We start from the raw sequence: 14,090 nt of genomic DNA, 5'->3' as shown, positions 1-14,090 counted from the left end.
GTAAAAAACTGGCTTTGATTGCAGTCATTAATAAACTCTTAAAACAAGCATTTGCAATTGCTAAATCAGGACTTCCTTATGATGAAAATTTTGTGTCGAATTTAAGTTAATTTCCCTTGGATTTTAACTCAGTTCTTTGTTATACGCGTTTATTTATTATTCTTGAGCACGGGGATTATTCTGTCCTGCAAAACACTCCAGGTCGATTTTTCTGGCGTATCATTGATGTTCCAGCCGTTAAAAACAACTATTAAATTATATTCCGGTACCACCATTAGAAATTGTCCTCCGTAGCCATTTCCTGCAAAAATGTTGCTTTTACCATTAGAATGTTCCGGAATCCACCATTGATAACCATATCCAACTTTGCTGTCGTTGTCAGGATTTACGTCATTGACTATTGGGCTTATTGAAGCTGTAACCCAACTTTCAGATACAATTTGTTGATTTTGCCATTTCCCTTTATTAAGAAATAAAGTACCTAGTTTTGCCAGGTCCTCTGCTTTAAGATATAATCCGCCTTCTGTATCAATTTCTCCATTGGGAGTTTTTTTCCAATAGTAATCTGTGATTCCCAGTGGCTCAAATAGTTTTTCTTCAGCCCATTTATCTATTCTTTTTCCTGTAATAATTCTGACAATTTTACCTAATAGAACACTTGCCCCGCTATTATACTCAAACCTTGTACCTGGAGGTGTATCTGTAGGTTTGTTCAACACATATTTTATCCATTCATTACTGGCTTCCATCGCGATGCAATCATCAGAAAGGTCTGTATAATCACCCTCTTGCCACATAAGACCGCTTCTCATTGTCAACAAGTCTTCAATAGTAATTGCTTTCTTTCTTTTGTCCGAAGCTTCAATATCATAATCTGTGAACATAGGCATCACTTTTGTATTTACATTGTAGCCCTCTTTTGAATCAAAAGCTATACCCAAAAGAATTGAAGTAACACTCTTGGTAACAGATTGAAGTGTGTGCAGTTCGGTTTGCCTGTAGTATGGATGCCAATTGGGATGATTGTAATTGTATTGATGATTGGTAGTGTCGTATTTTTTAGCAATGGTTTCATAGTCCTGCACATATTTAAAATCTGCTAATAATTCTTCATTTTGTATGACCATAAATCGGTCAATCAGGCCATATGACCCATTATTTATTTCTAAATTAATAGAATCGATTACAGTTGAAAGGACATTTGGAGAAGCAACGGGCTGTGGTTTCTTAATAGTTTCTTTGTCCCTATTTTTTGTGTTACAACCAATAACCACGATTATTAACAAAATTGAAAACAGAAGGGGTTTAATTTTATTCGTAAATGTTCTCATAATATGTTTTTTAATTGGCATAACGCTCGGTGTAAACGATGTAGACGCGTTTAGTGGCTATAGCCGTTTTGCACTTTGTTATCTGATTTTGCTTTTATTTTCTATAATTAATACCTTTTATCAGTATAAAAAATTACTCTTCAAGAAGCTTCTTGGTTATCCCTTGATTGAACATTTATTCCTTTAACCAAGAGCCATATGCCAATTATTATTTCAAAAATACCGCTAGGGGTCCAAAAAATGATTTGATTCATAGGCTTCTCTGCGTATTCAGGTGCCAGTATAAACATTAAAGATTGAATGAAAATTAGTGCAAATGAAACGATTCCAAAGCCTGCCAATACCCTTGGAATATACTTCGATTTGAAAAACAAGTAAGAAAATAACATCATGTCCAGCCCTAGGAATATCATAGGGATAGCAGTTATAGTAGTATGCGAATTAAAAATTATTCCTATGGGAAACTGCAATTGCTCTTGCGTTAATGGGATTAACTGTGTATCCGTATTTAAAATTTGTAAAGCAATAAAAGGGACAAGAACTGTAACAGCCATTATTGTCGCTTCTGCCAATTTTAAAGATAGTGCAAGCAAAGCAAAACTTTTATTCACCTCTTTGAGTATAATATAAAGAGCTAACCCCAATACAATCAATCCAATAGACATGAATAATTCGATGCTGATTCCTATTCGAAATAAGAATTCATTAGCCATAATATTATTAGCAGTAGCAATAGCATTTTCCGCAACATTGAATTTGGATAATACCAGAGCCCAGTTAATGGTAGGAACTATAAATGCAAATAAAAACATGAATCCTGCAACTTTTACTGCAAGGCGTTGTGATTTATCTGAGATGTTTTTTGACATTCTATTTGTTTCCATCATTTTAGTTTTTAATTACATCTTATCAATAGAAGGAATTATATATTTTTCAAGAATATTAAATACTTTTACTTCAGGAAGATAATTCCCGCCTGTAAAAACAACTACTGTATTTAATTCGGGGAGAATTATAATTTCCTGCCCTCCCCAACCTCCGGCATTAATCATGTTGATTTTTTTACCTGACCTTCTATATGTTTTTAACCACCATGAATAAGAATAACCATGTCTCCCCGAAGCTTGGCCAGGAATATTAATCCCTTGGTTGTCTTGGAATATATTGATACTTTTTTCGACCCAATGATTTGGAACAATTTGTTTCCCTTGCCATAGCCCCTTATTTAGAAACGTAACACCAATTTTGGCCATATCCCTTGGTGTGATGGTTAAACCACCTCCCGCATAGATTACATCATTTTCAAACCGTAGTGCCCAGTTAATAGAATCAATTCCTAAGGGCTCAAACAAATGTCTTTCTGAGAATTCATCAATAGTCATTTTCGCGGCATTCTTAATAATTTCACCTAAAATAATCATATTCCCACCTGAATAAGTAAAGCTTGTCCCAGGTCTAGTTATTAGTGGACGTTCTAAAATACAATTGATTGGATCTTCGCAATGAACCCACAAGCCAACGAGGTCATTGTCCGAACTACTAAGTGGCGCTCCCCACTCATTCCATTCTAATCCAGAGGTCATGGTTAGCAGATGTTCGATAGTAATTTTGCCCTTTTCATTAGTATTCAGGTGACTATATTCAGGTAAATATTCAAATATGGATTGATGAACACTTTCGATAAAACCTTTTTCTATAGCAATTCCGACGCAGGCCGAAGTTATACTTTTAGTAGCGGACATAATATGATGTGGCATAGAACGGTCCCAAGTCACCAATTCGCCATGATGGTTAGGGCTATCCCATTTATACTTGTGGCCCTCAAAATACTCCTCAAATACAAGTTTGTCATCCTTGAAAATAAGCATAGAATGCACTTCTTTATACCGGTTTCCGTGTATTTTATTCGCTGCTTTTATGATCAATGACGAATCGATATTCACCTCTTTTAAAGTGCCCACAGCTAATCCGTCTTTTAGATTTTCAGGAGGTCTGTATATATAAGTGATAGAAGGTTGAGACTGACAACCAATAATTAGAAATAGTAAAATTAATAACGTTGGAATTAAATCTTTCATTAGTTCGTTTAATTATTAATAATTGCAGATAACGTAGGAATAAAGTGCGTATGAACTTTATTTCTTTTGTGTCAGGACTAAGATAATAATTGTAGCTCCGGGATTTTGAGTAAAGGTATTTTTAATTAGTCAATTAAAACAAGACCATCACAATAGATAGCGTAACAGATGTTTAGGTGGTTGGGATCACGAGCGTGACGCTCGCGCTGGCGGGGGCCTCTGCTAAAGCTTCAGCGATACGCGGTCGGCGAAGTAGGCTAGCGAAGGTGATAAAGCATTTTACATAGTGTTGTAGCCAGCTTTTTGATATTTAATCATAGATTGAACTATTCTTGATCACCACATATAAAGCTAGACACATCTCTAGTGTCACCTTTTCCATCATAGGTTGAAATTGAAGGATAAGGACACAGAAGCCTAGACCCGGAAGGTCTCATGTCATCGCCAATGTAATATACGGTGATTTGATCCGGGTTTTGATCTTTATCCACCCAATTATCAATTTCCTCAAGCCAATTTACCCATGATGGCCCTTCTCCACCCAAACTTTGAATAGCTTTGTATTTCCCAATCGGTTTTCCTCCATTCGCCTTAAATACTTGTAATGTTTTATCTAAGTAATCATGTAATTCTGCTTTGTTTTCCTTGTTCACAATTGCATTGATTACCAAATAGGAATGTTGTTCAGTTTGTTCCTGCTCTAAATTACAACTAAATAAGACTAATGTTAGTAGTATAACAATAGGGGATAGCCTAATATTTTTCATTGCATTACCCATTTTGACTGATTATCATATTCAATTTAGAAAACACTCTCGCTCTCTGTTCTGCCAAAGAATTAAATGCTTCTCCTGTCACCATATTTTCTATAGTTTTAGGGTTGTCAAATTCAATAACTGCCATCATTTCAGGAGATTCTTCACCTACCAAAGCGTTAATCGTTTTATATCTACCAATCGGCTTTCCACCGTTTTGCCCGAAAATTTGCATTACACTACCTAAATATTCAGGAACTTCAGCAATATTTTGCTTATTAACTATTGCTGTAATTACCAAAAATGTTTTGCTCTCTTCCATATCTTTAAATTTTTAATTTGTGAATAGCACAAAGTTAGATTGGATAGGAAGGAAGTACTTCTCTGAAAAGTTCAGTTATTTATCTGAGAGGGTCAATTTGTATTGAGAAGGAGGAATGGTGTACTTCTCTTTGAATTTTCTGGAAAAATGAGCTGTGGTTTTGAAGCCTGAAAGCAATGCAATATCATCTATCGATTGCTCGGAAGTAGCTAATAGCTTTTTTGAATTCTCAAGACGTTTATCAAAAAGATATTCATTTGGAGTGGTATTGTAAATCTTCTTGAAATGCCTTTTGAAGGTCGAAATGCTCATATTACATAGTTGGGAAAGCTCCTCCAGGGAAATCTCACTAAGTACATGGGTTTCTATTACCTCCTTGAAACTGGCTGTTCTTTTGTTTACAAAATGCTCTAAAAGAAGCGCTACTTCCTCTGCCTTTTTGCTACTTAGTAAAAGCAACAATATTTCCTTTATTTTTATTTCAACTATCTCTTCTGATACTACATGTTGGTTGTAAAAATATTGCATAATTCCATCAACATAATTCTTAGAAATCACACATGGTTTGCCTGTGAACATATCCTTACTAAACTCATTTTCTGATGAAGTACTGATGTCTGGAAATTTATTTCCGAAAGCCTTTGCAACAATCTCTCTGTTGATATGAATGATAAGCACTTGATAATGCTGGTTTTTCTGATTAGGGTATGCTTTTAGAATAAGAGATTTTCCTACAGCTATTCCTAAATTGCCTTCAGGGACTTCAATAATTTCATTCGGTGAAATAGCTATATGATGTCCGTGGTTGACATAAATAAAATATGCTTCATCATTCAACTGAAAATTGAAAATAGTGTCAGTATTGCAAATGATAGTTTCAAATACAACCTTTTTATTAATTTCTATTTTCTTATGCTCTAAAACCATACGGTTCTTTTAATTGGCTACAACGTGTTTGTATAAGATTAGTTGCGTATTTATGCACCTAATTTAGCAAATACAAATCGAATAGAAAATACACGGGGATTTTCGTAAGTAGGCGAGCACTAGCAATTAATTATACACGGTGTTAGCCTTTCGTTATTTTTTATTTAATTCATTTTTAATCATGGATTTATGCGATTCAAATATATAAATTGCGGAATAAGATACTTCTGATTCTATATTTAAAAGTTCCAGTTTAAAAGTAATTATATTCCATATTTCAAGATTGTCAAATAATAGTTCGAGGTCAGTTTTAGGGCCTCCTTGAATTAAATCGTTTCTATATTTTTTTAACGCTGTCTGACTGTAATTTATATTTTTAATAAAAAAAGGTTCTATAGCATTTTGATATTGGACATTATTAACTTCATTAATCTGTTCTACATATTCTAAAAATCCAGAAAAAATCTTAAACGTCATTTTGAGACTATCGTTTTTTATTTTGGCTAAATAGTCTTGATTTATAAATTCATTCGTAATAGGAAATGAATATTGTTCTGTCCAATTTGTTGCTGTTGCTCCTAAGAGAGTTTTTAATGTATTCAAAGAATCTATATTTTTAGAATTCAAAATATTTAGAGCTCTTCGATTCATGACAATTAATGTGTCAATATCTTTTTTTCTCAAATTGGCTTTAACTATTTCTTCATCTAATTCTATAATTATGCGCTCATAATAATTAGTAATAGTTTCTTGCTCGATTCGATTTGAATTCCAATTATTAACCTGTAATGCTAAAAGAATACCTATCATCACCAATACAATCTCACCAATAGCATATTTTAGATACTTGCCTGTTTTGTTTTGTTCCATAAGGTTGTAGCGTATTTTTCTGAAGAATTTAATCATTTGGTTAGTGGTTGGTCATAGTTTCTACTTCGAAGCCCAGGCGAAGAAGTAATGAAGGCTAACTCTTTATATGATTACTAATATACCCAATTATCCCAAAAACTTTCCGGATAAGTATACCTTTTAAAGGTTTTTATCCCGCTGGCATAAATCATTTTGGTTGAATTTATAAGACTTGATACATAAACCTGATAACATTCATTTTAGGTCTACCTATTAAACTTGCTTAGGTACATTGCTAAACGTACAATTAATCAGTACATGATGCTTATCATTTTACTTTAAACTCTTACTACGTAATATTGTTAGCGGATTATTAAGAGTTCCCCCAAGGAAAGCATTGTAATTAGTTTTTTGGGGATTCCCGCAAATATTTTTTCTCCATATCTACTTTACTTACTAAGCGATGATTGTAGTTTGATCTCAATTATTTGAAATGAAAAAAACAGTAACTGTAGTATTCTTATCACTTTTATTTATTCTAATTGATTCCTGCTCTAAAGAGGACATTAAAGTATATGAATTAACTGCAGCTGCAAGTCCGGCAGAAGGAGGAAGTGTAAGTCCATCTAGTGGCTCTTTTACGTCTGGAGAAGAGGTGTCAATAACTGCGAAAGCATCAGGTGAATATGTTTTTAAGAATTGGAGTGGAGGTATCAGAGGAACAACCAATCCGGCGAAAATGAATATGAACTCTGACAAGAATGTCATTGCTGTATTTGAAATGCCTGATGCTGATAATGATGGTGTTACAGATAGTTTAGATCAATGTCCTGATACTTCACCAGGGGAGGATGTAGATCAAAGTGGTTGTTCCCCCAGTGATAAAGACTCAGATGGCGATGGGGTGGATGATACCACGGACCTTTGTGCTGAAACTCCAGAGGGAGAAGAGGTAAATGAGTCAGGTTGTTCCGCTTCTCAAAGCGATTCAGATGAAGATACCATTCCTGATGATATAGACCAATGTCCTGATACACCTGCAGGAGAAACAGCTGATGAATTAGGATGTTCTCCCAGCCAAAAGGATAGTGATGCAGATGGCATTACTGACGACTTAGATCAATGTCAGAATACCCCTGAAGGGGAAACAGCAGATTCAGAAGGTTGTTCAGATAGTCAAAAAGACAGCGATTTGGATGGAGTAAGTGACGACCTTGACGAGTGTGCTGACACTCCAACAGGGGAAACAGTGGATTCTAAAGGATGTTCATCAAGTCAAAATGATTCGGACGAAGATGGTGTGACGGACGATGTAGATCAATGTCCTGACACTCCAAATGGGGAAAGTGTTAATGCTCGGGGATGTTCCGCATCACAAACCGATTCAGATGAAGACGGAGTGTCTGATGATTTAGATCAATGTCCTGATACGCCTGCTGGCGAAACTGTGGATACTCAAGGATGTTCAGGAAGTCAAAAGGATTCAGATGGTGATGGAGTTACGGATAACCTTGATCTATGTCCTGGAACATCCGATGGTGCAACTGTAGATGCTGATGGATGTCCTCTATCGCCCATTTATTTAGATGCTAATGGGGTAACCATTAAATGTTACAATTGGGCTAATGTTGGGGATACTGGTGAAATTAATGGAATTACTTATACCATTGTTGATGAAGCTATGTTAAGAAATATGATCAGTACTAATCAAAACGTTTCTAATGTTTGCACCACAAGAGTTACTGATATGTCTAATTTGTTTCGGAGTAAAGTTGCATTCAACCAACCCATAGGGAATTGGGATGTGAGTAATGTAAGAAATATGAGATTTATGTTTCGTAGTGCAACTTCATTTAATCAAGATTTAGGTAATTGGAGCGTTTCACAAGTAACAGACTGTTTTAGATTTAGTACTAACACACCACAATGGAAACTTCCAAAACCAAACTTTACAAACTGTAGGGAGAGCCAATTTTTTTCGGAGCTGGATCCTTAAAAACCAAAGGATTTCAATTAGGAGTGGGAAAACGTTTTTAGTGAATTACTCCTATAATTTATACAAGCGAGGGCATTAGCCCTCGCTTTTTTTGTTCAAATTCCTCCTCCCGTCCATAAAGTTAGTACGCTCTAATCATACCCAATCCGATCTCTTATCGTACCATCTGCTCTGTGCACAATAACATCAGCCTTGTATTTTCTAGCCAGTTGTTTTGCTTTTCTTATGGCGGTATCCTGGCGTCGGTGTCTAGACGTGATACGTTTATTACCCTCACGTCGTACGGCCCAACCTTTTTCGTGAGGCACCACATGTTGATGATAGGTTCTCCCTCGTGAACTTTTACGGGAACTTTTAAAAAAAACATCGACAATCTGTTCCAATAGATCCAGCCAAAAACTGGCCTTTTGTTGGTTAGGCATGTTGTAGAACGGTTTAGGTTTTGTTGTACACTTTTTTATTCCTCATAAATGTCAAATTTTTCAGAGATGGACTTCATGAATACTTCATTAGAAAAATCATCCTCTGTCATCTTAGAAAGCTGCTCTAAAAAAATGTCGAATTCACCGTTCTTAAATATTGTTAGCATTTTTCCTCCATTTTTACAATTAGCTTCATGCCAAACTTTTGGTGGAACAGTGATGGTATCTCCTTCTTTGAGGATTGTTGTTTCGTTATCAAAAATGAGTTCCAGTTCACCTTCTAATATGTAGAAAACCTCTGTCATTATTTTATGATAGTGCCGATTTAAATGAAACCCGGGTTTTAAAGTGTCTTCGACTATACATAACTCTCCATTAGTATCTCGCGATGAAAGCTTAATGAAGCAATGATCCTGAGCGTAATTGTAATTTTCTCCTTCTCCTTTTCTGATAAAGCTTATTGACTTCATTTTCATGTTTTCTAAATTATTGCCTCTGTAGGCAAGCGTAATACAATCTTTAATTGGATTAAATATTTATTGCCTTACTCATTAGGTTGATTTTTAAGTTCAAAACCGAAATCTGAAATAGTTCCAGCCTTATATTTGTCGAATTCCAGGTAAAGATCTGCGAAGAGTGAGTTCTGATCACGGAAAGGTTTGCAGCCAGGTTGTTCAAAAAATTGTGAAGCTTCTTGAGCAAATATTTTCCATTCTTCAAGTGGCAGGTTGCCTCTCTTGTAAAGCTTGTAAAGTTTCCACCATTGATTAGCATAGCATCTAAGAATGAAATTAAACTGAACAATTTCTGTCGATGTAAGTGTATCTGGTTTTTGGCATCCGCGATCAAGTAGAGAGGCGAGTTCAGGGTGACTTGCTACAACTACATTAATATCGTTAAAGCCGGTCATGGTGCTTTCATAAGTTGATGTAGCTACTGCTGCTGTATTTTGTTTTAGCTGTATTGCCAGATAAATTAAAGTAATAAATACTGTTAAAGCACCAACTATTTGACCTATTGCCGAGATAGCTTCCCAATTCATAATAACTGTTTCCAATTTATATAGTTAATTAATAATGCATGCTAACAAAGGGATATAGTAATTGATGAACTCCCACTTATGTAAACTAAGATAATGAATGAATTTGTAATAGTATTTAGTAAGGTAGTATTAAGACTTGGAAAGATCGCCACATTGTAGAGAGTAACAGATGTAGTGTTGGTTGTGATAGCTTATGCAATAAATCACAAATCCCAAATCCCAAATTCCAAATGATTATAAGTTAGAACCAGGCTCCTGGAATTTAGTCCCGATAGCTTCTCCTTCGTAATACTATGGAGAAGGAGCTATCGAGATGTAGTTTGGAATTTAATTAAAAAGTAGTGGTCGGTCTTTCTTAATCTAGGATGTAGTAGGAGATAGGCAGCTAGTAGTAGGAGATAGGCAGCTATAAGTTATAGTCGTTGCAGTGCTTTCGTTACTTTTTATTCTCCCCCTCCAATTTATTATCAATTAGGGCGATAAGATTTTCAGCGTCTTCTATTTTTCCTGACATTTCGCCAATGTATGCTCTGCGATAATTGAATGATTTTTGCAATGTATTTTTGATACCTCTATTATCAAAAATTTCTTTAAAATCGAAATCAACCCTATCAGCTGTAGGATTTATTTCATTGTAAACGACATTTGGATGAATGTGAAGTATTTGAAGTTGTTGTAATGTTTCACCCAGTTTTGTAATAGCAGCATTAATGGATTGGGTTTCTTGAAGGTATGTTAGGAATCTGCGATTCAATTCTTTGTCAATTCTATCAATCGTACCCTGAGCAATTACTAAATCATTTCGATTGATGTTTTTAGTAATCGGAGTAAGTATTTGAAATTGGGTCAGAGCCGAAACGATTTCCTGATGTTCATCATGAGTGAGACTTCGAACACCACTATCAAACAACTTTATAGTATTTTTTATGTTATCATTAATTCTCTGATAATGAGATTTTCTTTCCCTAAGTGCAGAAATATCTACTGACAATTCAACCTTCAGATTGTTTAGAAACTCAAGATCCTGAAGGTGAGTCTTTCTAAGTTCATTCCAATTATTAATCTGCAATGCAATCAATATCCCCACTACTACCAATAAAATCTCTCCAATAGCATATTTGAGGTACTTGCCTGTTTTATTTTTCTCCATAAGGTCTTTTCTTATTGTCCTAAAAAACTTAATCATGGTTTTTAATTGTGTTTTCAACAAGTCCGTCCCGATAGCTTCTCCTTCGTAATACTATGGAGAAGGAGCTATCGGGAGCTATCTCAAACAAAGCTCTACCAGAGCTTTGATTTTGTTTCACAAAATAGAGTTTCGATAATGGAAAAAGTTGATCATTGGTTATTTCTTAAAAGAGTTTAGTCTTTGATGTATTCTTTAATTTCATTTTTTATTTTGACAAGTCGCTCTTCCCGGAGTTTTAGACTTGCCAGTGCATTGAATGATCTACCAAGGTCTCCAATTAAATAGTGTTCAAATTGAGGCTTTTGTATAAAAACTTTTATATCCACGATAAGATTACGTTCATCTTTAATATCGTCTATAAATTCATAAAATCCGCTTCTACCATGCCAATCGGACATGATAACATAAGCCCCACTTTCTAAAGTGATATAATTTTCTGTAATGGATGACATCAAGGGTTCTAAATTGGATTCTAACGAATTTAATGTTGATTCTGCAATACCATTTAGTTCCTCAAAATCAGCGTAAAATTGGTTTAGGGTTTTTAGTATTTCCTCGTTTTTAAAATTTGTAAATGCACCAGAACTTTTTGCCGCTTCGTAGGAAGAATTGTAAGTTACTGGTAGCGGACCAATATATAAAGGTTCAACATGTTTGCCGAATTCTTCATTTTCAAACGGACTATTTGGATTTCTTACTTTTTTTAAGAGCCAACCTGCATGTTCAATCCTATTCTTATAATAAATATTAAGACCATTTAATTTTATACTATCCTTTTCAAGATCGCTGAGAATATCCCTGTAAAAGCTATATTCATTCTTTTGATTTTTTAATTCTTCATTCCAGTTATTGATTTGTAAAGCAATCAGAATACCAATAACCACCAACACAATCTCTCCAACAGCATACCTCATGTATTTCAAAGGCTTGTTATCATCTGCGAGTTTTTTGCGGATTTTTCTAAAGAAACCGATCATAAGAAGTGGTTGGTTGTTCTTCCTAAGGTAATGAATTATTAAATATAGCTGATAGACCTTTTCCGATGCTATAATGCATTTAATTGACAGTCAGGCCTGCTATAAGACACTTTGATCAGGATGTTCAATTTTTCACTACCTTATAAACTTAATCATAAAAATCAACCAATTATGAAAAAAATTATTTTTGCATTTGCAATGTTTATCGCTTTTTCGGTAAGCGCCCAGGACAGCTATTACACCGTGTATAGGTTTGTCGTGGAACCCCAGAACCAGGCCACCGTTTACAATTTGGTGGAAGACTATTATTCCAAGAACAAGCCTGAGGGTGTTTTTGTGCGCCTTTTTGAAATCCACTTTTCAGGAGGCAACGCCACCCATTCCATTGTTTTTTCGGGCTCTCAGGAGGCCTTGGGAAATATGTACGGAGGGGGGCCTAACGACTCTTTCTCTCTTTTTTTAACACGCCTGAACCAGCATATTAAGGACGGGTCCGGCTCTGCTATGGGCAGAAATATTTCCTTAATTGGGGAAACCAATGTGCGCTATCGCGCCCAAAGGATGTTTTTCCTTGATGTTAAAGATACGGAAGTCTTTGACGCAGCACATAAAAAATTCCATTCTGCACATAACCCGGCAGGTGTGTTGGTAAACATGGGCGCTCCCAGTGCAGGACTAGGAACGGGCAACTTCAACCGCTGGGTAATGGTTGGGTTTAAAGACATGAAGACAGCCATTGGGGGAGTAAATAAATTGCTTAGCGGGGACGCCCTCAAAGCACGGGAGAAAGCCTGGGAAGATTTTATTGCAAATAACGGAGGGGTAGAATTGAAAGGCTCAGCCCTGCGGTTACTCCTGGGAGCCTGGTAAGGGATAAAGCCATTTAAAGTGGCATAATTTACGGGATTCTAAGTTTTAAATAACTAAGACAGGTATGCGTTAAATGCCTGTCTTTGTTTTTATCGTAATGTCAGATAGAACCGAAGTTATTTATAAAACTTGTTGTCGCCTGTGAAGTTTTTATTATCCACCTAAAAAAAGTTTTTCTTTAAAGGAAGTGGTTGGTTGTTCTTCCTAAGGTAATGAATTATCTGGAAAAGTTTAAAACCGATTACTATATCAAGAAACTTGCCTTTAGAGAATACTGTGTCGTACTGCTCATCTTCCGAAAGTACTTTATATTCGTAGAGGGTCATTGAATTAAATTTCTGGTAAATCCTGTGAGTCAATAAACATAATAAAGTGTTTCAATTCAATTCATGATAGGCAACTTCTTTGTCAATCTCGATAACAAGATCTTGAATTACTTTTATAAGATAATTCTGATAATTATCTAAGCCATTAAAAATGAACATTGAAAAATTTAATATTTGCTTGTTATCTGGATTGCTTATAAACTTCTTATAATCTCTGATTATGAGGCTTTGTCTGGAATAAGAAGAAAACTCAGATATTTTCATTGGTTTAATATAGTTTTCATTATGCTCTATTACCGCTCTTTTTTCTAACTCCTTATATAAATTTATACTACTAGTATAAAAATTAGAAATACTTTTTATTAAAGAATCATTGCTGATTACCCTGAAACCTGATTGTCTCAAATTGTCGAATGTTGTTCGATTAATAGAAAATGTTGGAAAAGGGTACATATTAGCAAAATGGTAAGAAAGTGAATCTTCATAAGGAAGGCTGTACTCAATATGGTCTAGAATAATTTGTGTAGATTTCTTGCAATTTTGAAAATACTTGAGATCACCTTTAATATCATTTAGACTTTGGATCAGATCAGAACGCAAGTCCTTCAACGTTTCTATTTCAATATCTTTTAATTTCCTGTCTTCATTCCAATTATTCACCTGAAGCGCCAGAAGGATTCCTATCATGACAAGAATAATCTCCCCAATAGCATAACGGGCATACTTTAAAGGCTTGTTATCATCTGCGAGTTTTTTGCGGATTTTACGAAAGAAGCCTATCATAAGAAAGAAGAGGTTGGTTGTTCTTCCTAAGGTAATGAATTAATATAAAAGACTTAAAATCAGTGGAATAATATTTAAATAGAAGACCGCCACATTGTAGAGAGTAACAGATGTAGTGTTGGTTGTGATAGCTTATGCAATAAATCACAAATCCCAAATCCCAAATCCCAAATTCTAAATGATTATAAGTTAGAACCAGGCTCTTGGAATTTAGTCCCGATAG

Annotated in this window: 15 protein-coding genes and 1 pseudogene; 3 read left to right on the top strand and 13 right to left on the bottom strand. The window is 35.1% G+C overall.

The features are described from left to right. Nucleotides 1-110: pseudogene (locus ABJH90_RS11335) on the top strand (IS110 family transposase); the annotation flags it as partial. Between the two features lie 39 nt (nucleotides 111-149). Here the strand turns inward: ABJH90_RS11335 and ABJH90_RS11330 are convergent. The 7 genes from ABJH90_RS11330 to ABJH90_RS11300 all read right to left on the bottom strand — a co-directional run bounded on the left by ABJH90_RS11330 (nucleotide 150) and on the right by ABJH90_RS11300 (nucleotide 6,319). Further along, nucleotides 150-1,331: a serine hydrolase gene (locus tag ABJH90_RS11330; protein WP_348138029.1), complete on the bottom strand. Its 1,182-nt coding sequence runs from the start codon at nucleotides 1,329-1,331 to the stop codon at nucleotides 150-152. Between the two features lie 140 nt (nucleotides 1,332-1,471). Continuing rightward, nucleotides 1,472-2,215: a DUF4386 domain-containing protein gene (locus tag ABJH90_RS11325; RefSeq protein WP_348138027.1), complete on the bottom strand. Its 744-nt coding sequence runs from the start codon at nucleotides 2,213-2,215 to the stop codon at nucleotides 1,472-1,474. A 15-nt stretch (nucleotides 2,216-2,230) separates the two neighbouring features. After that, the gene (locus ABJH90_RS11320) at nucleotides 2,231-3,409 is read right to left on the bottom strand and encodes a serine hydrolase (protein WP_348138025.1); all 1,179 of its coding nucleotides are present in this window, start codon (nucleotides 3,407-3,409) and stop codon (nucleotides 2,231-2,233) included. A gap of 326 nt (nucleotides 3,410-3,735) precedes the next feature. Beyond that, entirely contained in the window at nucleotides 3,736-4,176 is a 441-nt protein-coding gene (locus ABJH90_RS11315; protein WP_348138024.1) for a tannase/feruloyl esterase family alpha/beta hydrolase, read from the bottom strand. Between the two features lie 4 nt (nucleotides 4,177-4,180). Further along, nucleotides 4,181-4,486, bottom strand: coding sequence for a DUF1330 domain-containing protein (locus ABJH90_RS11310; RefSeq protein ID WP_348138022.1), 306 nt, complete (start codon nucleotides 4,484-4,486; stop codon nucleotides 4,181-4,183). Between the two features lie 75 nt (nucleotides 4,487-4,561). Then, nucleotides 4,562-5,413, bottom strand: a complete 852-nt coding sequence (locus tag ABJH90_RS11305) for an AraC family transcriptional regulator (RefSeq protein WP_348138020.1) — start codon at nucleotides 5,411-5,413, stop codon at nucleotides 4,562-4,564. Between the two features lie 153 nt (nucleotides 5,414-5,566). Further along, a complete protein-coding gene (locus ABJH90_RS11300) occupies nucleotides 5,567-6,319 on the bottom strand; it encodes a hypothetical protein (RefSeq protein WP_348338093.1) in 753 nt (250 codons plus the stop codon). Between the two features lie 436 nt (nucleotides 6,320-6,755). Here ABJH90_RS11300 and ABJH90_RS11295 point away from each other — a divergent pair, with 436 nt between their 5' ends. Continuing rightward, a complete protein-coding gene (locus ABJH90_RS11295) occupies nucleotides 6,756-8,258 on the top strand; it encodes a thrombospondin type 3 repeat-containing protein (RefSeq protein WP_348138017.1) in 1,503 nt (500 codons plus the stop codon). Between the two features lie 131 nt (nucleotides 8,259-8,389). Here the strand turns inward: ABJH90_RS11295 and ABJH90_RS11290 are convergent, their stop codons facing one another. The 5 genes from ABJH90_RS11290 to ABJH90_RS11270 form a co-directional block, all read right to left on the bottom strand. Next, nucleotides 8,390-8,680: a DUF2188 domain-containing protein gene (locus ABJH90_RS11290; protein ID WP_348138015.1), complete on the bottom strand. Its 291-nt coding sequence runs from the start codon at nucleotides 8,678-8,680 to the stop codon at nucleotides 8,390-8,392. Nucleotides 8,681-8,715: 35 nt separating this feature from the next. Next, a complete protein-coding gene (locus tag ABJH90_RS11285; RefSeq protein WP_348138013.1) occupies nucleotides 8,716-9,150 on the bottom strand; it encodes a cupin domain-containing protein in 435 nt (144 codons plus the stop codon). Between the two features lie 74 nt (nucleotides 9,151-9,224). Beyond that, nucleotides 9,225-9,737: a hypothetical protein gene (locus ABJH90_RS11280; protein WP_348138011.1), complete on the bottom strand. Its 513-nt coding sequence runs from the start codon at nucleotides 9,735-9,737 to the stop codon at nucleotides 9,225-9,227. A 421-nt stretch (nucleotides 9,738-10,158) separates the two neighbouring features. Further along, complete coding sequence (locus ABJH90_RS11275) at nucleotides 10,159-10,872, bottom strand: DUF6090 family protein (RefSeq protein WP_348138009.1); 714 nt, start codon at nucleotides 10,870-10,872, stop codon at nucleotides 10,159-10,161. A 212-nt stretch (nucleotides 10,873-11,084) separates the two neighbouring features. After that, entirely contained in the window at nucleotides 11,085-11,888 is an 804-nt protein-coding gene (locus tag ABJH90_RS11270) for a DUF6090 family protein (protein WP_348138007.1), read from the bottom strand. Nucleotides 11,889-12,059: 171 nt separating this feature from the next. On the opposite strand from ABJH90_RS11270, the gene ABJH90_RS11265 reads away from it, so the two are divergent. After that, nucleotides 12,060-12,758 (top strand): hypothetical protein, encoded by a 699-nt coding sequence (locus ABJH90_RS11265; protein ID WP_348138005.1) that lies wholly within the window; start codon nucleotides 12,060-12,062, stop codon nucleotides 12,756-12,758. Between the two features lie 377 nt (nucleotides 12,759-13,135). Here ABJH90_RS11265 and ABJH90_RS11260 read toward each other — a convergent pair whose 3' ends face one another. Next, nucleotides 13,136-13,867, bottom strand: a complete 732-nt coding sequence (locus ABJH90_RS11260; protein WP_348138003.1) for a DUF6090 family protein — start codon at nucleotides 13,865-13,867, stop codon at nucleotides 13,136-13,138. Nucleotides 13,868-14,090 lie beyond the last annotated feature (223 nt).

It is taken from the genome of Eudoraea sp. (assembly GCF_039969275.1).
In the GTDB taxonomy this organism is placed as follows: domain Bacteria; phylum Bacteroidota; class Bacteroidia; order Flavobacteriales; family Flavobacteriaceae; genus Eudoraea.
This window is presented reverse-complemented; position numbering and strand designations above follow the sequence as displayed.